This window comes from Streptomyces sp. Je 1-332 (genome assembly GCF_040730185.1).
Taxonomy (GTDB): domain Bacteria; phylum Actinomycetota; class Actinomycetes; order Streptomycetales; family Streptomycetaceae; genus Streptomyces.
In genome coordinates, this window is sequence record NZ_CP160402.1 from 3,329,227 (window position 1) to 3,349,799 (window position 20,573).

A 20,573-nucleotide genomic window follows, 5' to 3' on the forward strand; every position below is an offset into this window, starting at 1 on the left:
CTCTCGCCCCCTGGACCCCTCACCCTGAAGCCTGCAACCCCTGTAGCCCGTGGAGCCCCTGGAGTGCCGCCGAGACGGCCGCCTCCGCGTGCAGCCGCGTCGTCGGGAAGACCGGCACCGGGCTGTGCTCCTGCCCGATGAGCAGCTCGATCTCGGTACAGCCGAGGATCACGCCGTCGGCTCCTTCCCGTACGAGATCACCGATGACCCTCTGGTACCCAGCGCGAGACTCCTCACGCACCACCCCGAGGCACAACTCCTCGTAGATCACCTGGTGCACGAACGCGCGCCCTCCCGCGTCCGGCACGAGCACGTCGAGCCCCCGGGCGGCCAGCCGCTCCCGGTAGAAGTCCTGCTCCATGGTGAAAGCGGTCCCGAGCAGCCCCACGCGCCGCAGACCGCCCCGCAGCACCGCGTCGGCGGTGGCGTCCGCCAGGTGCAGGAGAGGCACGGAGAGAGCCTCCTGAACCTGCTCTGCGACCTTGTGCATGGTGTTGGTGCAGATCAACACGAGATCGGCCCCGGCAGCCTCAACCCCCTCGGCAGCCCTCACCAGCACGTCCCCCGCCTGCTCCCACTCCCCCGCGACCTGGAGCCGCTCGATCTCGGCGAAGTCGACGGAGTACAACACGCACCGCGCGGAGTGCAGCCCCCCGAGCCGCTCCCGCACGAGCTCGTTGAGCAGCCGGTAGTACTCGGCACTCGATTCCCAACTCATGCCGCCGATGAGGCCGATGGTCTTCATGGGGCCAGGATGCCGTACCGGGCGGGGGCCTTCAGGCGGGCAGCGGAACACCCCGCTGCCAGACCTCGCTGACCAGCGGGACTCCCGGGCGGTAGGCCAGGTGGACGTGGCTCGGGGCGTTCAGGAAGGCCAGGTCGGCGCGGGCTCCCTCGCGGATTGTGCCGATGTCCGTGCGGCGCAGGGCTGCCGCGCCGCCCGCTGTCGCGGACCAGATGGCCTCGTCGGGGGTCATGCCCATGTCCCGTACCGCCAGGGCGATGCAGAAGGGCACGGAGGACGTGAAGGAGCTGCCCGGGTTGCAGTCCGTGGAGAGGGCGACCGTCGCGCCCGCGTCCAGGATGCGGCGGGCGTCCGGCCACTCGGCTCGGGTGGAGAACTCCGCGCCGGGGAGGAGGGTCGCCACCGTGTCGCTGTTGGCGAGGGCGTCGACGTCCTCGTCCGTGAGGTGCGTGCAGTGGTCCGCCGATGCCGCGTCCAGTTCTACGGCGAGCTGTACTCCGGGGCCGTACGAGAGCTGGTTCGCGTGGATGCGGGGATGCAGGCCCTTGGCCTTGCCCGCCGTGAGGATCGCGCGGGCCTGGTCGCCGTCGAAGGCGCCCTTCTCGCAGAAGACGTCGATCCAGCGGGCGTGCGGGGCGCAGGCCTCCAGCATGGGGCCCGTGACCAGGTCTACGTACGCCGCCGGGTCGTCGGCGTAGTCCGGGGAGACGATGTGGGCGCCCATGTACGTGACTTCGTCGGTGTGGCGGGCCGCGATGCGGAGGGCTCGGGCCTCGTCCTCCGTGTTGAGGCCGTAGCCCGACTTCGTCTCGAAGGTGGTGGTGCCCTGGCGCAGGGCCTCGCGGAGGTAGTGGGTGAGGTTCGCTTCGAGCGTGGCGTCGGTGGCGGCGCGGGTGGCGGCCACCGTGGTGCGGATGCCTCCCGCGGAGTAGGCGCGGCCCGACATGCGGGCGTTGAACTCCTGGGTGCGGTCGCCCGCGAAGACGAGGTGGGAGTGGGAGTCGACGAAGCCGGGGATGGCCGCGTGGCCCTTTGCGTCGTGGGTCTCGTCCGCCGCGGGGGCCTTGGCGGCCGGGCCCACCCAGGCGATGGTCTCGCCGTCCAGGACGACGGCCGCGTCCGTGAGGAGGCCCAGGGGGCTTCCGTCCCCTTGGGAGGGGTCGTTCGTCACGAGGCTGGCGATGTTGGTGATGAGGGTGGTGGGCATGGGGGCTCCGTTATGGCTGGGGTTCGGGCAACAACTCGCTCCGGCGCGAGAGCCTTGGTGGCCGTCATCACCGGCTCCGCCGAGTTCGTCCTCAAACGCCGGACGGGCTGAAAATGGCCAGCTCCGGGGCAATCGGGCGGGTGGGTGGGAGAGGCTCGTTCGGGGCGGGCGAGGCTGCCGGGGGGGCATGGGCCAGGTTCCGCCCCGGCGGCCCCGCCGCCCCGCTCAGTCTCGTAGCGCCGCCACCGCCTCCCCCAACGCCCCCGGCACATCGTCGACCAGGGCGTGGACCCCGTCCCGTACGACATGGCGGCCCCCCACCACCGTGTCCCGCACATCCGCGGCCGTCGCCGCGAAGACCGCCGTCTCCGCCGCAAGGCGCGGCAGCGGGCCCGCCGTGCGGACCGAGTCCAGGGCGATCGTCGCGAAGTCGGCGAGCGCCCCGGGCTCGATCACTCCCGCCTCGCCCCACCCCAGCGCCGCGTGCCCGTCCACCGAGGCCGCCCGCAGCAGCGCCGCCGCCGTCCAGTGGCCCCGCGTGTGCGAGCGCAGGCGCTCGTTCAGCTCCATGGCCCGCGCCTCTTCGAGGAGGTCGATGACCGCGTGGCTGTCGCTGCCCAGGGAGAGCGGGCTGCCCGCCTGCTGGAGGCGGACCGCCGGGCCGATGCCGTCCGCCAGGTCGCGCTCCGTCGTGGGGCACATGCACGTGCCGGAGGATGACCGGCCGAGGAGCGCGATGTCGGCGTCCGTGAGGTGCGTGTTGTGCACGCCCGTCGTGCGGGGGCCCAGCACTCCGTGGTCCGCCAGGAGCTGTGTCGGCGTGCGGCCGTGCACCGCCTGGCACGCCTCGTTCTCCGCCGTCTGCTCGGAGAGATGCACGTGGAGGGGGGCCCGGCGGGCCGCGGCCCATTCCGCGACGACTCCCAACTGCCGCGCAGGCACCGCCCGTACGGAGTGGATCGCCGCGCCGACCCGGGCGTGGCCGCGGTCCTTGAGGGCCGATGCCCGCTCCGCCCACGCCTGAGTCGTGCCGTCGGAGAAGCGCAGCTGGTGGCGGTTCGGGGGCTCGCCCCGTGTCTCCGAGAGCAGCCCCGACGCCACGTACGCCGTGTCGAGGAGCGTGATGCGGATGCCCGCGTCCGACGCCGCCTCGATCAGCGCCTCGCCCATCGCGTTGGGGTCGGCGTAGGCGACACCGCCCGGCCCGTGGTGCAGGTAGTGGAACTCGCCCACCGCGGTGATGCCCGCCAGGGCCATCTCCGCGTACACCGCGCGGGCCAGCGCGTGGTACGTCTCGGGCGTCAGGCGGTCCGCCACCGAGTACATGACCTCGCGCCACGTCCAGAACGTCCCGGAGCCGACCTGGACCGTGCCGCGCAGGGCCCGGTGGAAGGCGTGGCTGTGGGCGTTCGCCAGGCCGGGGAGCGTCAGGCCGCGCAGCACCGTCGCGCCGGGCGGGGGCGCCCCGACGTCCCTGCGGACGGCGGTGATGCGCTCGCCCGTGACCTCCACCGCCACGCCCGGCTCCACCGTCGGGTCGAGCCAGGCATGCTCAAGCCAGTACGTCCGAGTCGTCATCGGCACGCCAGCCCTTCCAGTACGTCGGCCAGTGCGGTCACCCCGGCCACGCAGTCGTCCTCGGCGGCGAACTCGGCCGGGGAGTGCGAGACGCCCGTGGGGTTGCGTACGAACAGCATGGCGGTGGGGATCGACTCGGACAAAATACCCGCGTCGTGTCCCGCGCCCGTGCCCAGGACGGGAATGCTCCGGTCCGTGGCGCCGCCGAGGATCGTGCCCAGTTCGTCCCGCAGGGCGTGCTCGAACTCGACCACGGGCGTGAAGGACTCGCGTACGACGTCGAGGTCGATGCCGTGCCGGTCCGCGTACTCACGGGCCGCCTTCTCGATGCCCGTCACGACCGTGTCGAGGGTGGACTGGTCGGCCGCCCGGGAGTCGAGCCAGCCGCGCACCAGGGACGGGATGGCGTTGACGCCGTTCGGCTCGACCGAGATCTTGCCGAACGTGGCCACCGCGCCCGCGAGTTCGGCTTCTCTGCGGGCCGCGAGCACCGTCTCCGCGTACGTCAGCATCGGGTCCCTGCGGTCCACCAGGCGTGTGGTGCCCGCGTGGTTGGCCTCACCCCTGAAGTCGAAGCGCCAGCGGCCGTGCGGCCAGATGGCGGACGCGATGCCCACGGGGTCGCCGGAGAGGTCGAGGGCGCGGCCCTGCTCCACGTGGAGCTCGACGAACGCGCCGACGCGGGCGAGGCGTTCGGGGTCGGGGCCGATCGACTCAGGGTCGTAACCGGCTGCCTCCATCGCCTGCGGCAGCGTGACTCCGTCGGCGTCCGTCAGCCGTTGGGCCGCCTCGACGGTCAGCTTGCCCGCGGTCAGGCGTGAGCCCACGCAGGCCAGGCCGAAGCGGGCGCCCTCCTCGTCGCCGAAGTTGGTGATGGCGAGGGGGCGCGTGAACGCGACCTTCCTGGACCGGAGTTCGTCCAGTGCCGCGAAGGCGGAGACCACCCCGAGCGGGCCGTCGAAGGCACCGCCGTCCGGTACGGAGTCCAGGTGCGAGCCGGTGACGACCGCGTCGCCGCGGGACGGATCGCCCAGCCAGGCCCACTGGTTGCCGTTGCGGTCGACCTCGTAGTCGAGGCCGCGCGCCTCCGCCTGCGCCTGGAACCAGAGGCGGCACTCGGCGTCGACGCCGGTCCAGGCGAAGCGGCGGTAGCCACCGGAGGCGTCGCTGCGGCCGATGGGCCGCAGCGAACGCCACATGGCGTGGAACGTGTCGCTCACGCCTGGTCACCCTCGCTGCTCTGGCCGGCCTCGTCGCCCTCGCGCATCGGAACCCGTACGCCCTTCTCGTCCGCCACCGACTCCGCGATGTCGTACCCCGCGTCCACGTGCCGGATGACGCCCATCCCGGGGTCGTTGGTCAGGACGCGGCGGATCTTCTCGCCGGCCAGCTGCGTGCCGTCGGCGACCGAGACCTGGCCCGCGTGGATGGAGCGGCCCATGCCGACGCCGCCGCCGTGGTGGATGGAGACCCAGGACGCGCCCGAAGCGACGTTCACCATGGCGTTCAGGAGCGGCCAGTCGGCGATCGCGTCGGATCCGTCGAGCATGGCCTCCGTCTCGCGGTACGGCGATGCGACGGAACCGCAGTCGAGGTGGTCGCGGCCGATGGCGAGGGGGGCGGCGAGGGTGCCGTTGCCGACCATGTCGTTGAACATGTCGCCGGCCTTGTCGCGCTCGCCCTGGCCGAGCCAGCAGATGCGCGCCGGGAGGCCCTGGAAATGGACGCGCTCCCCCGCCATCTTGATCCAGCGGAGCAGGGACTCGTTCTCCGGGAAGAGGTCGAGGAGCGCCTTGTCGGTCTTGTGGATGTCCGATGCCTCGCCGGAGAGCGCCGCCCAGCGGAACGGGCCCTTGCCCTCGCAGAAGAGGGGGCGGATGTAGGCGGGGACGAAGCCGGGGAAGGCGAACGCGCGGTCGTAGCCCGCCAGTTGGGCCTCACCACGGATCGAGTTTCCGTAGTCGAAGACCTCCGCGCCCGCGTCCATGAAGCCGACCATCGCCTCGACGTGCCGGGCCATCGACTCACGGGCGCGGGTCGTGAAGCCCGCCGGGTCCTTGACCGCGTACGACGCCATGTCGTCGAAGTCGACGCCGGTGGGGAGGTACGCGAGCGGGTCGTGGGCCGAGGTCTGGTCCGTGACGATGTCGATCGGGGCGCCCTCGGCGAGCATGCGCGGCAGGAGGTCCGCCGCGTTGCCGAGCAGGCCGATGGAGAGGGGCCTGCGCGCGTCGCGGGCCTCCACCGCCAACTGGAGCGCGTGCTCCAGGGAGTCGGCCTTCACGTCCAGGTAGCGGTGCTCGATGCGGCGTTCGATGGCGCGCGGGTCGACGTCGATACAGATGGCGACGCCGTCGTTCATGGTGACGGCGAGCGGCTGGGCGCCGCCCATGCCGCCGAGCCCGGCGGTGAGGGTGATCGTGCCCGCGAGGGTGCCGTTGAACTTCTTGGCGGCGACCGCGGCGAACGTCTCGTACGTGCCCTGGAGGATGCCCTGCGTGCCGATGTAGATCCAGGAGCCCGCGGTCATCTGCCCGTACATGGTGAGGCCGAGCTGCTCCAGGCGCCGGAACTCCTCCCAGTTCGCCCAGTCGCCCACGAGGTTCGAGTTGGCGATCAGGACGCGCGGCGCCCACTCGTGGGTCTGCATGACGCCGACCGGGCGGCCGGACTGGACGAGCATCGTCTCGTCCTGCTTGAGGGTCTTCAGCGTGCGCACCATCGCGTCGAAGGAGCGCCAGTCGCGGGCCGCCTTGCCGGTGCCGCCGTAGACGACGAGCTTGTCGGGGTGCTCGGCGACCTCGGGGTCGAGGTTGTTCTGGAGCATGCGGAGGGCGGCTTCCTGCTGCCATCCCAGGGCGCTCAGTTCACTGCCGCGCGGTGCCCGTACGGGGCGGGGTCCTGACATGGCGATTGCCTCCTCGCGAAAAGCTCTGCTTGCGGTCTGCTCGTGGTGCGCTGCTGTGACCTTGTTATTCACATCCTGCGGCGTTGAATAGAGCTAGTCAATACGTTGACGGGGCAGCGGTGCCGCGTCGCGGATGATTGGCTTGAACACATGAGCGATCAAGGCGCGGAGACCGCAGAGCTGTCCGCGGGGGCCGTAGAGCCGTCGGCGGAGAACGCAGAGCCGTCCGCAGGGACCGTAGAGCCGTCCGCGGAGACCGTGGAGCTTCCCGGGGCGGGCCGGCAGGCATCCGCGGAGGCGTCCGCGCATCGGGCCGCCCGGCGCGACCAGGCCGTCCGCGCCGCCGTGGAGCAGGGCCTCGTCGACCCCGCGTCCCCCATCGTCGGCCTCCTGGACGTCACCGGCATCCGGGCCGCCGCCGCCACCCTGCGCGCCGCGTTCGAGGCGGTGACGCCGCCCGGCACACCCGTCCTGCACGCCTTCGCGGTGAAGGCATCGCCCCTGGTCCCGGTCCTGCGCCTGCTCCGTGACGCGGGCATCGGCGCCGAGGTGGCCAGCCCCGGCGAGCTGGCCCTCGCGCGGGCCGCGGGTGTGCCGCCCGCGCACACCGTCCTCGACTCGCCCGCGAAGACCCCCGCGGAGCTGCGCGAGGCGCTCGCACTCGGCATCGCCGTCAACGCCGACAACCCGCAGGAGCTCTCCCGCATCGACGCGATGACGCGGTCGGCGCCCAGCACCTCCCCCATCGGCCTGCGCGTGAACCCGCAGATCGGCGGCGGCTCCATCGGCGCCCTCTCCACCGCGACGGCCACCTCCAAGTTCGGCGTCGCGCTGCTCGACGAGGGCGCTCGCGAATGGGTCGTCCAGGCCTACCTCGACCGTCCGTGGCTGACTCGTCTGCACGCCCACTCCGGGTCGCAGGGCATGCCGCTCGACATGATGGTGCGGGGCGTCTCGGCGACGTACGAACTGGCCGAGGAGATCAACGAACGGGCCGGCAGGCAGCAGATCGACACCATCGACATCGGCGGCGGCCTGCCCGTCAACTTCGGCTCGGACGAGGAGAGTCCGACCCACGCGCAGTACGCGCGCCGCCTCAAGTCCCGTGTGCCGGGGCTGCTCGACGGGCGCTACGGCCTGGTCACCGAGTTCGGCCGCTCACTGCTCGCCAAGCACGGCACCATCCTGGCCCGTGTCGAATACGCCAAATCGGCCGGCGACCGCCCCGTCGCGGTGACGCACGCGGGCGTCCAGGTGGCGGCGCGCACGGTCTACGCGCCCGCGTCCTGGCCGCTGCGGATCGCCGCGTACGACGCGAAGGGGCGCCCCAAGAGCGGCGCGCCCGTGGGCCAGGACATCGCGGGTCCGGCCTGCTTCGCGGGCGACCTGCTCGCCGAGAACCGTCCGCTGCCGCTGCTCGAACAGGGCGACTACGCGGCGGTGCTCGACACGGGCGCCTACTACTTCGCGCACCACTACTCGTACAACAGCCTTGCCAGGCCCGGGATCTACGGCTTCGCCGCGGGCGCAGGCCAAGACCTCACCTTCGCCACGGTGCGCGAGCCGCAGACCCTTCAGGAGATCGTCGCCGAGTCCGGGGGCGGGCGGCGGGACGCGCTGCGCGACCTCTGAGGTTGCTCAACTCCCGCATGCCACGGCCCTTCCGGGGCAGACCCTCCCTCCGGGCAAGCTCTCTCGGGGGAGAAGATCCTGTGACAACATCCGACACCGCCAACAGCACTCCACCACCGGCCGAAGAACCCGCGCTGCACCGCGCGATCGGCCCCAAGCTCCTGATCCTCTTCGTGATCGGCGACATCCTCGGCACCGGCATCTACGCCACCACCGGCAACGTCGCGGGAAAGGTCGGCGGCGCGCTGTGGCTGCCGTTCGCGATCGGCTTCGTCGTGGCGATCCTGACGGCGGCGTCGTACGTCGAGCTGGTCGGCAAGTATCCGAAGGCGGCGGGCGCCGCCCTCTACACGCAGAAGGCCTTCAAGGTCCCCTTCCTCACCTTCATCGTCGCGTTCATGGTGATGGCGTCCGGGCTCTCGTCGGCGAGCGCGGCGGCGCGCGCCTTCAGCGGCGACTACCTGAGCGAGCTGACGAGTGACGCGCTCCCGCCGACGCTGATCGCGATCCTCTTCATCCTCGCGCTCGCGGCGCTGAACCTGCGGGGCGTCTCGGAATCGGTGAAGACGAACGTCGTCCTCACCCTCGTCGAGCTGACGGGCCTCGCGATCATCCTCGCGATCGGGGCCTACGCGGTCCTGAGCGGGGACGGCGACCCGTCCCGTCTGACGGACTTCGAGACGGGCGGCGACGGCACGGGCTTCGCCCTGATGACGGGTGTTCTCGGCGCGACCGCGCTCGGTTTCTTCGCGTTCGTCGGCTTCGAGGACTCGGTGAACATGGCCGAGGAGACGAAGGATCCGACGCGCACGTTCCCGCGGGCCATCTTCATCGGCGTCGCGGTGACGGGCACGATCTACGTCCTGGTGGCGCTGGTGTCGTCGCTGCTCGTGGACTACAAGGTCCTCGCGGGATCGAGCGGACCGCTCCTGGAGGTCGTGAAGGCGGGCGGCGTCGATTTCCCGCACAAACTCTTCGCCCTGATCGCCCTGTTCGCGGTCACCAACTCGGCGCTGATCAACATCATGATGGCCTCGCGGCTCTGTTACGGCATGGCCAACGAGCGCATCCTGCCGCGCGCGATGGGCCGGGTCCTGTCCCGCCGCCGCACGCCGGTCGTGGGCATCGTCTTCGTCTCGCTCCTGGCCATCGGTCTGGTGTCGACGGGCGAGATCGAGGGCCTCGGTGACACCACGGCGTTCCTGCTCCTGTGCGTGTTCGCGGTGGTCAACGTGGCGGTCCTCGTCCTGCGCAGGGAACGGGTGGAGCACGAGCACTTCCGTACGCCGACGGTGTTGCCGGTGCTCGGCGCGATCACCGCCCTGATCCTGGCGAGCCCACTGGCGGACCGGCCCGCGGAGGTCTACATCCGTGCGGGGGTGCTGATCGCGATCGGGATCGGACTGTGGGGCGTGAACAAGGTGGTACTCAAGGCGCGCGGCGAGGAGTGACAGGAGGCGGACCCGGCGGACACAGCGGACACGAACCGGTCGCCGCCACGAACCGGTCGCCACGCGGAAACTTCCGGTCAGGATCAGGCCCAGCCTGATCCCGCCTCGCACTGATCCCGTCGAGCTCTGGCATGTTCCTCTGGAAATTGCCCATTTCCCGAGAATCTCCACGACTTCTGCGTACCTTCCTCACACCGGGCGGCGGTGAGCCCCCGGTCGGGTGGTAGGGGCCACCCGGTTCAACCCTGGGGAAGGGGAGCCGCGTGCCCGGAATCGACGAGTGTCTGCTCGAAGCCATGGCACTGCCCGGTGCGCGCGGTGCGGCGATCGTCGACTGGACCAGCGGACTCGCGCTCGGTTCGGTCGGCGATCCACCCGGCGGCGACCACGAGGCGACCGCCGCCGAGACCGCGGAGGTGGCGCGCTCCGCGGCGGAGTACCAGGCGTTCGCGCCCAGGGACGACGAACTGGACACGGAGCGGGACTCGGAGCGGGACTCGGAGCGGGACGAGAGGCCGGACTCGGAGCCGAACCCGGAGCGGGACGACCGCAAAGGGCTCCCCGTCGAGGACCTCATGCTCACCACGCGGACCGGGTTCCATCTGATCCGCTTCGTCGAGACGACCTTCGACAGCAGCGTCTTCCTCTACCTCTGGCTCGACCGGCGCACCGGCAACCTCGCGCTCGCCCGCATGCGGCTGCGCGACCTCTCCGAGCGCCTGGTGCTGGTGTGAGCGCCATGAGCATCACCGCGCCCGCCACCTCGCCCATGCTGATGCGGCTCGCCGCCGAGCGGGCGACCGGAGCGCTCCTGCGTGACCAGGGCGCCCTCTATCTCGTCGACGGTCGCGTCGTGCACGCGGAGAGCCCCGCGGCACCGGGCATAGACGTCCTGCTCACGGCCGGCGGGAAGCTGCCACCGCAGGGCTGGCAGGAGGCTCTCTCACTGGCGGGGACCCGCAACGAGGTGGGGAGGCAGCTGATCGACAGCGGCCGGGTCACCGCGGGCGAGCTGGAGGTCTGCCACATCGGGGCGCTGTTCGACGCCGCGTTCTTCGTCCTCGGCCCGGCGAGCGGACCCACCCGGTTCCGGTACGGCGTCGCGCACTGGCTCGGCCGCGTGCGCCCGGTGGCGGCCGAGGCCGTGGAGCGGGAGACCCGGCGGCGCAGGGCACTCCTGGACAGCGTCTGGCCCTGCCCCGACCTGGACACCTCTCCCGTCGTGGCGCGCCCGCCCGCGGCCGGTCAGACGGTCACCGGGCGGCAGGACGCGCTGCTGCGCCTTGCCGACGGCGTCCGTACGCCGACGGCCATCGCCTGGGCGCTCGGCCGGCCGTCCTTCCACATCCTGATCGAGGTCAGGCGGCTCGCCGCCGCGGGTCTCGTGGAACCTCCGCGGACACCCGACCGGGCCCCGCTGACGCCGACGCTCCCCGCCCCGGCCCACGAGGACCTCGCGGAGCCGGACGTCGCCCTGTTGCGCCGGGTCCGCGACGCGCTGGAGGCCAGTCTGTGAACCAGTCCGTGAACTCGACGGCCGTTCAAGGGACTTGGCGCCCGTGCCCATGAAGCTTTTCGCGCTCTGGAAGCGCGCAGGGAGGAGAGAGCTGATGGCTGCCGAGGCCGACGTACTCGTCGAACTGAAACGGCTGCGGACCAGGATCCCTCAGCTCAAGGGCGCCCTGACGGCCAGCGTGGACGGCTTCGTGCTGGCGCAGGACGCGCCGGACGTCGAGCCGGAGGGTCTCTGCGCGCTCACCGCCGCGGCGCTGGGAGTGGCCCTGCGCCTCTCCGACGCGACGCATCAGGGCGGCTTCCGCGAACTGCTCATCCGTGGCGAGGGCGGCTATGTGGCGACGTACACGGCCGGGTCGTCCGCCGTGCTCACGCTGCTCGCCGAGTCCCGCGTCAACGTGGGCCGGCTGCACCTGGAGGGCCGCCGTTCCAGCGTGCTCATCGGAGAGCTGGTCGACGCCGCCGTCGAACGAGCGGAGGAAACCTGACCCATGTCCCCCACCACACCTTCGTCATCCCCTTCACCGCGTACGCCCAGCAGACGGAAAGGAAGTGCGAAATCCATGGCCAACACAGAGACATCGCTCAAGGAAGTCACCACCTCGATCGAGGGAGTCATCGGCGCCGCCCTGGTCGACTACACGAGCGGCATGGCCCTGGGCACCATCGGCGGCGGCAAGGACCTCGACCTGGCCGTCGCCGCGGCCGGCAACACCGACGTCGTGCGCGCCAAGCTGCGCACGATGGAACTCCTCAACCTCAAGGACGAGATCGAGGACATCCTGATCTCGCTCGGCAGCCAGTGCCATCTGATCCGGCTGATCAAGGGCCGCAACAACAACGGCCTGTTCCTCTACGTGGCCCTGGACAAGGACCGCTCCAACCTGGCCATGGCCAGGCACCAGCTCAAACGCATCGAGGCGAACCTGGACGTCTGAGACCGGACGTCTGAGACCGGACCGAGGAAGGGGTGGACCGGGCCCGCGGGCCCGGTCCACCGTGCGTCCGTCCCTCTCACTCCACGAAGAGCCCCCGCGCAGCCGCCCCCGCGTCGAACTCCTCCAACCGCGCCTGCGCGTCCGGCAGTCCGTCGCACATCGCCTCCAGCAGGACGCGGCCCAGCAGCATCGGGGCGCAGGCCGTGTCGAAGGCCAGGCCCGTTCCCACCGCCGCCGGGAGGAGGAGGTCGGAGTGCGCCGCCACGGGGGCGAACGCCGAGTCCGCCACCGTGACCACCGAGAGGCCCGCCCCCTGCGCGTAGGCGAGCGCGTCCACCACCTCCCGGGGGTGGCGCGGCAGCGCGAAGCACAGGAGGGCCGAGGCTCCCGCACGGACCGCCGCGTCGATCCGGTCGGCCAGCATCGTGCCGCCCTCGTCGAGGAGCCGTACGTCGGGGTGGACCTTCGCAGCGAAGTACGAGAAGCCGTACGCCTGCGACGCGGCGGCCCGCAGGCCGAGCACGGGGAGCAGGCGCGAGGAGGCGAGGAGCCGCCCGGCGCGCTCCACCGGAGCCGGGTCGGCGAGCACCTCCGCCAGGTGCCGCAGGTTCGCGATCTCCGCCTCGACCGCCTGCTGGTACTCGTTCAGGGACGCCTCGCCCGCCGCCTCCGCGGGCGCGAGCTCCCGCAGGTGCCTGCGCAGCGCCGGATATCCGTCGAAGCCGAGCGCCACCGCGAAACGGGTCACCGACGGCTGGCTCACCCCGGCGAGATCCGCCAGTTCGACGCTGGAGAGGAAGGGGACGTCCGCCGCCCGCCGCACCATGCAGTGCGCGATGCGCCGCTGCGTGGGCGTGAGGCGGTGCCCCTCGAAGAGCACTTGCAGCCGCGCCGCAGGACTGTCACTCATACCGTTCCCCTCACAACGCCCTGACTCTCACCCAGGTTTGACCACAGCTCCGTGAACCGGTCGAGCAGCCCGGCCGCCGCCGTCACATCATCCGTCAACGGCCGGTCGGCCAGCTCCGCGTCCAGGACCGCGTCGGCCAGTTCGAAGGCCCGGCCCACCGGCAGGTCGGGGTCAAGGCGCATGTCCCGCTGCCTCAACGCCCGCACCGCCGCGACCAGTTCACAGCCGACCACCAGGCGGTACGCCTCGCACGCCCGCAGCGTCTGGCGCGCCGCGAGCGAGGCGAAGCTGGCCTGCTCCTCGACACCGCGGGAGAGCACGGCGTGGCCGAGGGACGCGGGGGCGGAGAAGGCCCGCAGGTCGCCGAGGGCCGCGCCGGCCGCGTACTCCAGGATCATCACACCCGACGACGCCGGTTCGCCGTCCGCGAGGAAGGGGCGCAGGCGGGTGAAGCCCGGTTCGTTCAGCGTGGAGAGGCGGGACGTCGACAGGCGCGCCGCCTGGCTCACCGCGAGCCTGAAGTGGTCGAGGGACAGGGCGAGTTGGGCCAGGTAGAAGCCGCCGTGGTGGTACGCCGCCATGTCGTCCGCCGAGATCAGCGGATTCTCCGCGGCCGCGTTGATCTCCACCGTGAGCACGTCCTCCAGGGCGTCCGCCGCGTCGTGCGCGGGCCCATGGATCTGCGGCACGCAGCGCAGGCCGTACGGGTCCTGGATCCGGCCGAGCGGCGGCGTGGGGCGGTCGGGCGCGCCGAGGAGGAGCCGCATGCGCTCGGCGACCATGTACGAACCCGCGTGCCGCCGCGCCTCGTGCACGGGCAGCGCGTACGCCTCGTACGAGCCGTCGACCGCCATCAGGGTCAGCGCCGCCACCACCTGCGTCGCCGCGATCAGGCCGCGCAGCTCGTGCAGGGCGAGCGCGGACTGGCCGAGGGTGAGGGCGTTGCTGCTGATCAGGGCGAGGGCGTCGTTGTTGTCGAGGGGTTGCGGGTCGGGGGCCGCCCCCGCCCCCTGCCAGGGGTGCTCACCCGCGAGGGCGAGGCCCATCTGCGCGAGCGCGGCGATGTCGCCCGTGCCGACCGAGCCGAATTCGTTGACCTGGGGGTAGGCGCCCGTCTCCAGGGCCTCGCAGAGCGCCGTGACGACGGTCGGGCGCAGCCCCGCGCCGCCCGCGAGCAGTTGGTTGGCGCGGACCGCGAGCATCGCGCGCACCTGCCGCGCGGGCAGCTCCTCACCGATCGCCCCGGCGTGGCTGCGCAGCAGCCGCAGACCGTGGTCGGAGGCCGCCTCGGTGGGCACGGACTCGTTCCGGTTGGCGCCGACGCCGGTGGAGCGGCCGTAGACGCGGCCCCAGGAGGCGATCTCGCGGGCGGCGTTCCATGAGAGCTCCACCCGCTTCATGCCGTCCGTTCCGGGTACGGGCTTTGCGGTGGATTCGGCCATACGTACGACATCTGCGACCATCAGTCCCCGGCCGTCCAGGACGACGACCGAGTCACTGGCGTCGGTCGCCCTGGCAGGTGCCCTGTCCGCGATACGAGACGACATCACTCGTCATTCCTCCTCAACCGGGCGCTCCGTCTTGCCCTGCGACCACTCGTTGCCAGTGATTTATGCCGGGGCGTGGACAAGCTATTGACAATCTATTCAGTCAACGAGAACTCTGCATGACGATATACAGCCGGGCAAGGGACTCCTCATGATCCAATTCGATACGGTCCACAAGCGCTTCCCGAACGGCACGACCGCGGTCCACGACCTGACCCTCGAGATGCCGGAAGGGGGCGTGACCGTCCTCGTCGGATCTTCCGGTTGCGGCAAGACGACGACGCTCCGCATGATCAACCGCATGGTCGATCCGACCTCCGGGACGATCAAGGTCGGCGGCAAGGACGTCCTGGAGCAGGACGCCGCCGAGCTGCGCCGCTCCATCGGTTACGTGATCCAGCAGTCCGGACTCTTCCCGCACCGCACGGTCCTGGACAACATCGCGACCGTGCCGCTGCTGCTCGGCTGGGGCCGCAGGAAGGCGCGGGCGCGGGCGGCGGAGCTCCTGGAGACGGTCGGCCTCACCGCCGACGCCGGGAAGCGTTACCCGCACCAGCTCTCCGGCGGCCAGCAGCAGCGCGTCGGCGTGGCGCGTGCGCTCGCCGCCGACCCGCCGGTGCTCCTGATGGACGAGCCGTTCGGCGCGGTCGACCCCGTGGTGCGCACCCAGCTCCAGGACGAACTCCTGCGCCTCCAGCGGGAGTTGAACAAGACCATCGTCTTCGTCACGCACGACATCGACGAGGCGGTCCGGCTCGGTGACCGCATAGCCGTCTTCCGCACCGGCGGCCACCTCGTGCAGTGCGCGAGCCCCGCCGAGCTCCTGGCCCGCCCCGCGGACGACTTCGTCGCGGACTTCCTGGGCGCGGAGCGCGGCCTGAAGCTGCTCTCCCTGACGACCATCGCGGAGGTCCCGCAGGCCCCGGCCCCGGAGGGCGGCGTGTGGACGCTGCGGCTGGACGCGGCGGGGGCGCCGGTTGCCTGGCGGCACAAGGACGGCGACGCGGCGGACGTCCCCGTACGCCCCCTGCGGGACGCGGACTCGCTGCTCTCGGCACTGAACGAGTCCATAGCCGCCCCCAGCGGCCTGGTCGCCCGCGTCGACGCGACGGGCACCCTGACGGGCGTGACATCACGGGACGAGATCCACGAGCACGCGGGGCAGGTGCACACCGGCGCGAGCGCGGCGGTCGCGGCCTCCGACGCGGTGGACGCGGCCACGGTCGGCGCAAGCAAGGCTGACTCATGACCGTTGACTGGTCGTGGATAGCCGACCACACCGACGACCTCACCACCCTCACCCTCTCCCACCTCCAGGCCGCCCTCACCTCCGTACTCCTCGGCCTGCTCATCTCGCTCCCCCTGGCCGTCATCGCCCACCGCGTGCGCCCCCTGCGCGGGCTGCTCCTCGGCCTGTCGAACGTCCTGTTCACCATCCCGTCCATCGCGATCTTCGTGCTGCTCCTGCCGGTCAGCGGGCTCACCCGCACCACCACCGTCATCGGTCTGACGATCTACACACTCGTCGTGCTCCTGCGGAACACCGTCGAGGGTCTGGACTCCGTACCCGCCAAGACGAAGGAAGCCGCGAAGGCCATGGGCACCCGGCCCCTTCGCACCCTGCTCACCGTCGAACTCCCCCTCGCGCTCCCGGTGATCATGGCGGGCGTACGGATCGCGACGGTCATGGCGATCTCCCTCGTATCCGTCGCGACCTACATCGGCGACGGCGGTCTCGGCCAGCTCTTCACGGACGGGTTCCAGCGCAACTTCCCCACCCCCGTCATCGTCGGCGTGGTCCTGACCCTGCTGCTCGCGCTCGTCGCGGACGCGCTGCTGGTCACCCTCCAGTACGTCCTGACTCCCTGGACCCGCCGCAAGAGGAGCGCGTGACATGTACGAACTCTTCAAGAACCTCGGCGCCTGGCTGGTCAGCGGCGAGCAGTGGGCAGGCCCCGACGGCATCGGGCACCGCCTCCTGGAACACCTCCAGTACTCGCTGCTCGCGACCCTGATCGCCGCCGCGATCGCGTTGCCGCTCGGGCTGCTCATCGGGCACACCGGACGCGGCGCCTTCGTCGCCATCAACCTCTCCAGCTTCGGGCGCGCGCTGCCCACGGTCGGCCTGGTCGTGCTGGTGTTCCTCGCCAGCGGCCTGTCCATGTGGCCCGTCTACATCGCCCTCGTGGCGCTCGCCGTCCCCTCCATCGTCACCAACACCTACGCCGGGATGACCGCCGTCGATCCCGAGGTGCGGGACGCGGCACGCGGCCAGGGCATGCGCTGGTACCAGGTCCTCCTCCAGGTCGAACTGCCCCTCGCGATGCCGCTGATCATGACCGGGCTGCGGCTCGCGCTCATCCAGGTCGTCGCGACGGCCACCATCGCCGCGTACGTCTCCTTCGGCGGGCTCGGCCGGTACGTCTTCGACGGGCTCGCCCAGCGCGACCTCGTGCAGGTGCTCGGCGGCGCCGTGCTCGTCGCGGTCGTCGCCGTCGTCCTCGATCTCGCGCTCTCCGCACTGCAGCGCGCCCTCTTCCGCCACCGCCCCGCCAAGTCGGCCTAGGAGCACACCAGATGGCCCCCATCAACCGCAGGACCGCTCTCGGCGGGCTCTTCGCCGCCGCATCCGTCCCCGCGCTCGCCGCGTGCAGCGGCGGCATCACCTCCCTCGACGGGGGAGGTTCCGGCGGCGGAGGCGGTGGCTCCAGCAAGAACGGCGTCACCATCGGCACCGCCAACTTCACCGAGAACCAGGTGCTCGGCTACCTCTACGCCGCCGCCTTGGAGGCGGAAGGCGTGAAGACGACCGTCCGCCCCAACCTCGGCACCCGCGAGATCCTCATCCCCGCGCTCAAGGGCGGCGACATCGACCTCCTGCCCGAGTACCAGGGCGCGCTCCTGCACTACCTCGACACCAAGGCGAAGGCCACCGAGGAGGGCGAGATGCAGAACGCCCTCGCCATGGTCCTGCCGCGCGGCCTGCAGATCCTGCCCTACGGCAAGGCCGAGGACTCCGACGCCTTCGTCGTCACCCGGGAGACCGCCGACAGGTACGGCCTCAAGACGCTCGGGGACCTCGCGAAGCACAACGGCAAGCTCGTCATCGGCGCCGCCCCGGAGGTCAAGAAGCGCCAGGTGGGCTCGGTGGGCCTCAAGGACGTGTACGGCGTGGAGTTCAAGGAGTTCAAGTCCCTTGATTCCTCCGGGCCGTTGGTGAAGGGCGCCCTGAAGAAGGGCGACGTCGACGTGGCGAACCTCTTCACCACCGACACGGACATCATCGCCGAGAAGTGGGTCGTGCTCACCGACCCCAAGAACCTGATCCCCGGCCAGCACATCGTCCCGCTCGTCGCCGACCGCAAGGCCGACTCGACGGTCCGCAAGGCGCTCGGACGCCTGGGCAACGCCCTGACGACCAAGGACCTCACCGAACTCAACCGCCTGGTGGACAAGGACAAGAAGGACCCCGAGGACGTCGCGGACGACTGGGCGGCGAAGCACGGGATCACCAAGAAGTAGCCCACGCAAGAGGTAGCTCGTACAGCAGCAGGGAGTTCACCGGATCATGGCAGACACTCTCGTGGAGCGGCGCTCCATCGACGTCGTCCCCGACGACGAACGGCACGGCACCGCGTTCAGCCAGTTCACGCTCTGGCTCGGCGCCAACCTCCAGATCACCGCGGTCGTCACCGGCGCGCTCGCCGTCGTCTTCGGCGGCGACGTGGTGTGGTCGGTGGTCGGCCTCCTGCTGGGCAACCTGCTCGGCGGCGCCGTGATGGCCCTGCACTCCGCGCAGGGCCCGAAGCTCGGCCTGCCGCAGATGATCCAGTCCCGCGCCCAGTTCGGGGTGCGCGGCGCCGTCGTACCGCTCCTGCTCGTCATCCTCATGTACGTCGGCTTCTTCGCCAGCGGCAGCGTCCTCGCGGGGCAGGCCACGGCTCAGCTCACGCACACGAACGACACCACCGGCATCATCGTCTTCGCGGTGATCACCGCGGTGGTGGCGGCCGTCGGCTACCGCGTGATCCATGTCCTCGGCCGGGTGGCGAGCGTGATCTGCGCGCTCGCCTTCATCTACCTGGGCATCCGACTCCTGGACCGCGTGGACCTCTCGGCGCTCCTGAACGACGCGCACTTCGACCTGCCGATGTTCCTGCTCGCCGTCTCCCTCTCGGCGTCCTGGCAGCTCGCCTTCGGGCCGTACGTCGCGGACTACTCCCGCTATCTGCCGCGTACGACGTCGGGGCGGGCCACCTTCTGGTGGACCCTGTCCGGGTCGGCGCTCGGCTCGCAGTGGTCGATGACGTTCGGCGTGCTCGTCGCGGCGAGCGCGGGCGACGCGTTCCTCGACAACCAGGTCGGATACGTGGTCGGCCTGGGCGGCACGGGCCTGATCGCGTCCTTCCTGTACTTCGTGATCGCCCTCGGCAAGCTGACGATCAACGTGCTCAACACCTACGGCGGCTTCATGTCGATGGTGACCAGCATCAGCGGATTCCGGGGCCAGAAGGTCCTCTCGCCACGCGGCAGGGCGGCGTACATCACCCTGATCATGATCGCGGGCACGGTGGTGGCGCTGCTCGGCAAGGACAGCTTCCTGACGTCCTTCAAGGACTTCCTGCTGTTCCTGCTGACGTTCTTCACGCCGTGGTCGGCGATCAACCTGGTCGACTACTACCTGATCTCCAAGGAGCGCTACGACATCCCGGCGCTCTCGGACCCCCACGGCCGCTACGGCGCCTGGCGCTGGGACGCGCTGACGGTCTACGGAGTGGGTCTCCTCGCCCAGCTGCCCTTCCTCGTGACGCACTTCTACACCGGCCCGCTGGTGGAACCGCTCGGCGGCGCCGACATCTCGTGGATCGTGGGCCTTGTCGTCCCGGCGGCCCTGTACTGGCTGCTCGCCCGCCGCGACACGTCGCACATCCCCTCGCAGCGGCAGGAAGAAAGGGGGGATAGCCCCACTGTCAGGCCGACGCCGGCTGCGTAACGTAAAAACCATGGACACCCGTGACGCCGAACTCAAGAAGGAACTCGACGCCACTCTGCATGCCCGCAGAGAGCTGGGCGAAGAGTACGAGTCCGCGCTGGTCGACTCGTTCCTCGGGAAGGTCGAGCAGCGCCTGGACGGCACCATCGACCGCAGGATGCGCCGGCACATGGCCGAGCAGCAGATGGTCGTGGCCCGAGGCTCCCGCGCGCCGAACAGTCCCGTGGACTCGTGGGGTGAGCGCTTCGGCTTCGGCATCGTCTCGCTGATCCTCGCGATCCCGCTCTCGGCGATCGGTGTGGTCAACGCGGACCTGCCGGGCCTGTTCGTCACCTGGGGCGGCATCGTCGGCGTGAACGCCGTGCACTCGATGCGGGGCATGAGCTTCGGCCGCGGCAAGGACCGCGGGCGGAAGTCGGAGTGGGACGACTGAGGCGGGCCGCTCCGACCGCCCCTCCTGTGTACTGACAAAGCGCCCCTCCTCTGTACTGACAAAGCGCCGGACAGGGAGCCGACGGAGCGCTAAGTTAGTCACATGACTAACTCAGCCGGTCCGCCGGCCTCACCACGCGGCGAGCGCCGACGTGAGCAGCTCGCCGACGCCGGTGTGGAGTTGCTGGCCCAGGACGGCTGGCCCGGTGTCACCACCCGTGCCGTCGCCGAGCGCGCGGGCGCCAACCTCGGCCTGATCCACTACTACTGGGGCGGGCTGCCGGCACTGAAGGCTGCCATCGCCCGCCGGGCCGGCGAGCAGGTCTTCGACCCGGTGACCGAGGAGCTCAGCGGAACCACGACGCTCGAAGAGGCGCACTCCAAGCTGATCGAGCTGCTGTCCGCCCCGCACGACGACAGAACCGCCCGGCTGACGGTCGAGCTGATCGCGGGCGCGGCCCGTGACCCCCTGCTCGGCGATGTACTGCGGGAGTCGCTCACCGCGACCAGGGCCCAACTGCGTACCTGGCTCAAGGGCGTTGCCCCGGACGCACCGGACGGCAGCGAGACCGTACTGATCGCGCTGCTCGACGGCATGCTGCTGCACCGGATGCTCGATCCCGACCTGGACAACCGGGAAGCGCTCTCGGCCCTGTCGCACTTCCTGCCGGGCCGCGCCGCTCCCGACGAGAGCCAGACCCCCTGATGGCACAGCCC

At 71.1% G+C, this 20,573-nt stretch carries 20 protein-coding genes; 13 read left to right on the forward strand and 7 right to left on the reverse strand.

Annotation, left to right across the window (positions count from 1 at the left end):
• Positions 1-19: 19 nt before the first annotated feature.
• The 5 genes from ABXJ52_RS14975 to hutU form a co-directional block, all read right to left on the reverse strand.
• A complete protein-coding gene (locus ABXJ52_RS14975) occupies positions 20-745 on the reverse strand; it encodes an aspartate/glutamate racemase family protein (protein ID WP_367042624.1) in 726 nt (241 codons plus the stop codon).
• Between the two features lie 31 nt (positions 746-776).
• A complete protein-coding gene (gene hutI / locus ABXJ52_RS14980) occupies positions 777-1,952 on the reverse strand; it encodes an imidazolonepropionase (RefSeq protein WP_367042626.1) in 1,176 nt (391 codons plus the stop codon).
• Positions 1,953-2,177: 225 nt separating this feature from the next.
• A complete protein-coding gene (locus tag ABXJ52_RS14985) occupies positions 2,178-3,530 on the reverse strand; it encodes a formimidoylglutamate deiminase (protein WP_367042628.1) in 1,353 nt (450 codons plus the stop codon).
• Positions 3,527-4,729, reverse strand: a complete 1,203-nt coding sequence (locus ABXJ52_RS14990) for an allantoate amidohydrolase (protein WP_367049070.1) — start codon at positions 4,727-4,729, stop codon at positions 3,527-3,529. The genes ABXJ52_RS14985 and ABXJ52_RS14990 overlap by 4 nt, the downstream gene beginning before the upstream one ends.
• A gap of 17 nt (positions 4,730-4,746) precedes the next feature.
• Positions 4,747-6,438 (reverse strand): urocanate hydratase, encoded by a 1,692-nt coding sequence (hutU, locus tag ABXJ52_RS14995; RefSeq protein WP_367042630.1) that lies wholly within the window; start codon positions 6,436-6,438, stop codon positions 4,747-4,749.
• A gap of 150 nt (positions 6,439-6,588) precedes the next feature.
• Here hutU and ABXJ52_RS15000 point away from each other — a divergent pair, with 150 nt between their 5' ends.
• From ABXJ52_RS15000 to ABXJ52_RS15025, 6 genes are all read left to right on the forward strand, one after another.
• Positions 6,589-8,070 carry a diaminopimelate decarboxylase gene (locus tag ABXJ52_RS15000; RefSeq protein ID WP_367042632.1) on the forward strand — a complete coding sequence of 494 codons (1,482 nt, stop codon included), beginning with the start codon at positions 6,589-6,591 and terminating at the stop codon, positions 8,068-8,070.
• Between the two features lie 80 nt (positions 8,071-8,150).
• Positions 8,151-9,521 carry an APC family permease gene (locus ABXJ52_RS15005; RefSeq protein WP_367042634.1) on the forward strand — a complete coding sequence of 457 codons (1,371 nt, stop codon included), beginning with the start codon at positions 8,151-8,153 and terminating at the stop codon, positions 9,519-9,521.
• A 263-nt stretch (positions 9,522-9,784) separates the two neighbouring features.
• Positions 9,785-10,255 carry a hypothetical protein gene (locus ABXJ52_RS15010; protein WP_367042636.1) on the forward strand — a complete coding sequence of 157 codons (471 nt, stop codon included), beginning with the start codon at positions 9,785-9,787 and terminating at the stop codon, positions 10,253-10,255.
• 5 nt (positions 10,256-10,260) lie between these two features.
• A complete protein-coding gene (locus ABXJ52_RS15015) occupies positions 10,261-11,037 on the forward strand; it encodes a transcriptional regulator (protein ID WP_367042638.1) in 777 nt (258 codons plus the stop codon).
• Positions 11,038-11,131: 94 nt separating this feature from the next.
• Positions 11,132-11,524 (forward strand): roadblock/LC7 domain-containing protein, encoded by a 393-nt coding sequence (locus ABXJ52_RS15020; RefSeq protein WP_363211634.1) that lies wholly within the window; start codon positions 11,132-11,134, stop codon positions 11,522-11,524.
• A 75-nt stretch (positions 11,525-11,599) separates the two neighbouring features.
• Entirely contained in the window at positions 11,600-11,974 is a 375-nt protein-coding gene (locus ABXJ52_RS15025) for a hypothetical protein (protein WP_367042640.1), read from the forward strand.
• Positions 11,975-12,050: 76 nt separating this feature from the next.
• On the opposite strand, the gene ABXJ52_RS15030 is transcribed toward ABXJ52_RS15025, so the two are convergent.
• Together ABXJ52_RS15030 and ABXJ52_RS15035 are read right to left on the reverse strand one after the other, a co-directional pair.
• Positions 12,051-12,884, reverse strand: coding sequence for a MurR/RpiR family transcriptional regulator (locus tag ABXJ52_RS15030; RefSeq protein WP_367042642.1), 834 nt, complete (start codon positions 12,882-12,884; stop codon positions 12,051-12,053).
• Positions 12,881-14,431: an aromatic amino acid ammonia-lyase gene (locus tag ABXJ52_RS15035; protein WP_367042644.1), complete on the reverse strand. Its 1,551-nt coding sequence runs from the start codon at positions 14,429-14,431 to the stop codon at positions 12,881-12,883. The genes ABXJ52_RS15030 and ABXJ52_RS15035 overlap by 4 nt, the downstream gene beginning before the upstream one ends.
• Positions 14,432-14,582: 151 nt before the next feature.
• Here ABXJ52_RS15035 and ABXJ52_RS15040 point away from each other — a divergent pair, with 151 nt between their 5' ends.
• The 7 genes from ABXJ52_RS15040 to ABXJ52_RS15070 all read left to right on the forward strand — a co-directional run bounded on the left by ABXJ52_RS15040 (position 14,583) and on the right by ABXJ52_RS15070 (position 20,562).
• The gene (locus ABXJ52_RS15040; protein WP_367042646.1) at positions 14,583-15,680 is read left to right on the forward strand and encodes an ABC transporter ATP-binding protein; all 1,098 of its coding nucleotides are present in this window, start codon (positions 14,583-14,585) and stop codon (positions 15,678-15,680) included.
• Positions 15,677-16,324, forward strand: coding sequence for an ABC transporter permease (locus ABXJ52_RS15045; RefSeq protein ID WP_367042648.1), 648 nt, complete (start codon positions 15,677-15,679; stop codon positions 16,322-16,324). Before ABXJ52_RS15040 ends, ABXJ52_RS15045 begins: the two co-directional genes overlap by 4 nt.
• Position 16,325: 1 nt before the next feature.
• A complete protein-coding gene (locus tag ABXJ52_RS15050) occupies positions 16,326-16,997 on the forward strand; it encodes an ABC transporter permease (protein WP_367042650.1) in 672 nt (223 codons plus the stop codon).
• A gap of 20 nt (positions 16,998-17,017) precedes the next feature.
• Positions 17,018-17,953, forward strand: a complete 936-nt coding sequence (locus ABXJ52_RS15055; protein WP_367049072.1) for an ABC transporter substrate-binding protein — start codon at positions 17,018-17,020, stop codon at positions 17,951-17,953.
• Positions 17,954-17,999: 46 nt separating this feature from the next.
• Complete coding sequence (locus ABXJ52_RS15060; protein ID WP_367042652.1) at positions 18,000-19,424, forward strand: cytosine permease; 1,425 nt, start codon at positions 18,000-18,002, stop codon at positions 19,422-19,424.
• Positions 19,425-19,434: 10 nt separating this feature from the next.
• The gene (locus ABXJ52_RS15065) at positions 19,435-19,857 is read left to right on the forward strand and encodes a hypothetical protein (protein WP_367042654.1); all 423 of its coding nucleotides are present in this window, start codon (positions 19,435-19,437) and stop codon (positions 19,855-19,857) included.
• Between the two features lie 102 nt (positions 19,858-19,959).
• A complete protein-coding gene (locus ABXJ52_RS15070; RefSeq protein WP_367042656.1) occupies positions 19,960-20,562 on the forward strand; it encodes a TetR family transcriptional regulator C-terminal domain-containing protein in 603 nt (200 codons plus the stop codon).
• The last annotated feature ends 11 nt before the right edge of the window (positions 20,563-20,573 follow it).

Excerpts from the sequence above, each read along its gene's own strand:
- ABXJ52_RS15070 (WP_367042656.1), top strand. The coding sequence starts at position 19,960 with ATGACTAACTCAGCCGGTCCGCCGGCCTCACCACGCGGCGAGCGCCGA.
- ABXJ52_RS15050 (WP_367042650.1), top strand. The coding sequence starts at position 16,326 with ATGTACGAACTCTTCAAGAACCTCGGCGCCTGGCTGGTCAGCGGCGAG.
- ABXJ52_RS15035 (WP_367042644.1), bottom strand. The coding sequence starts at position 14,431 with ATGTCGTCTCGTATCGCGGACAGGGCACCTGCCAGGGCGACCGACGCC.
- ABXJ52_RS15065 (WP_367042654.1), top strand. The coding sequence starts at position 19,435 with ATGGACACCCGTGACGCCGAACTCAAGAAGGAACTCGACGCCACTCTG.
- hutI (WP_367042626.1), bottom strand. The coding sequence starts at position 1,952 with ATGCCCACCACCCTCATCACCAACATCGCCAGCCTCGTGACGAACGAC.
- ABXJ52_RS15015 (WP_367042638.1), top strand. The coding sequence starts at position 10,261 with ATGAGCATCACCGCGCCCGCCACCTCGCCCATGCTGATGCGGCTCGCC.
- ABXJ52_RS14990 (WP_367049070.1), bottom strand. The coding sequence starts at position 4,729 with ATGTGGCGTTCGCTGCGGCCCATCGGCCGCAGCGACGCCTCCGGTGGC.
- hutU (WP_367042630.1), bottom strand. The coding sequence starts at position 6,438 with ATGTCAGGACCCCGCCCCGTACGGGCACCGCGCGGCAGTGAACTGAGC.
- ABXJ52_RS15000 (WP_367042632.1), top strand. The coding sequence starts at position 6,589 with ATGAGCGATCAAGGCGCGGAGACCGCAGAGCTGTCCGCGGGGGCCGTA.
- ABXJ52_RS15040 (WP_367042646.1), top strand. The coding sequence starts at position 14,583 with ATGATCCAATTCGATACGGTCCACAAGCGCTTCCCGAACGGCACGACC.
- ABXJ52_RS15030 (WP_367042642.1), bottom strand. The coding sequence starts at position 12,884 with ATGAGTGACAGTCCTGCGGCGCGGCTGCAAGTGCTCTTCGAGGGGCAC.
- ABXJ52_RS14985 (WP_367042628.1), bottom strand. The coding sequence starts at position 3,530 with ATGACGACTCGGACGTACTGGCTTGAGCATGCCTGGCTCGACCCGACG.
- ABXJ52_RS14975 (WP_367042624.1), bottom strand. The coding sequence starts at position 745 with ATGAAGACCATCGGCCTCATCGGCGGCATGAGTTGGGAATCGAGTGCC.
- ABXJ52_RS15060 (WP_367042652.1), top strand. The coding sequence starts at position 18,000 with ATGGCAGACACTCTCGTGGAGCGGCGCTCCATCGACGTCGTCCCCGAC.
- ABXJ52_RS15025 (WP_367042640.1), top strand. The coding sequence starts at position 11,600 with ATGGCCAACACAGAGACATCGCTCAAGGAAGTCACCACCTCGATCGAG.
- ABXJ52_RS15020 (WP_363211634.1), top strand. The coding sequence starts at position 11,132 with ATGGCTGCCGAGGCCGACGTACTCGTCGAACTGAAACGGCTGCGGACC.
- ABXJ52_RS15045 (WP_367042648.1), top strand. The coding sequence starts at position 15,677 with ATGACCGTTGACTGGTCGTGGATAGCCGACCACACCGACGACCTCACC.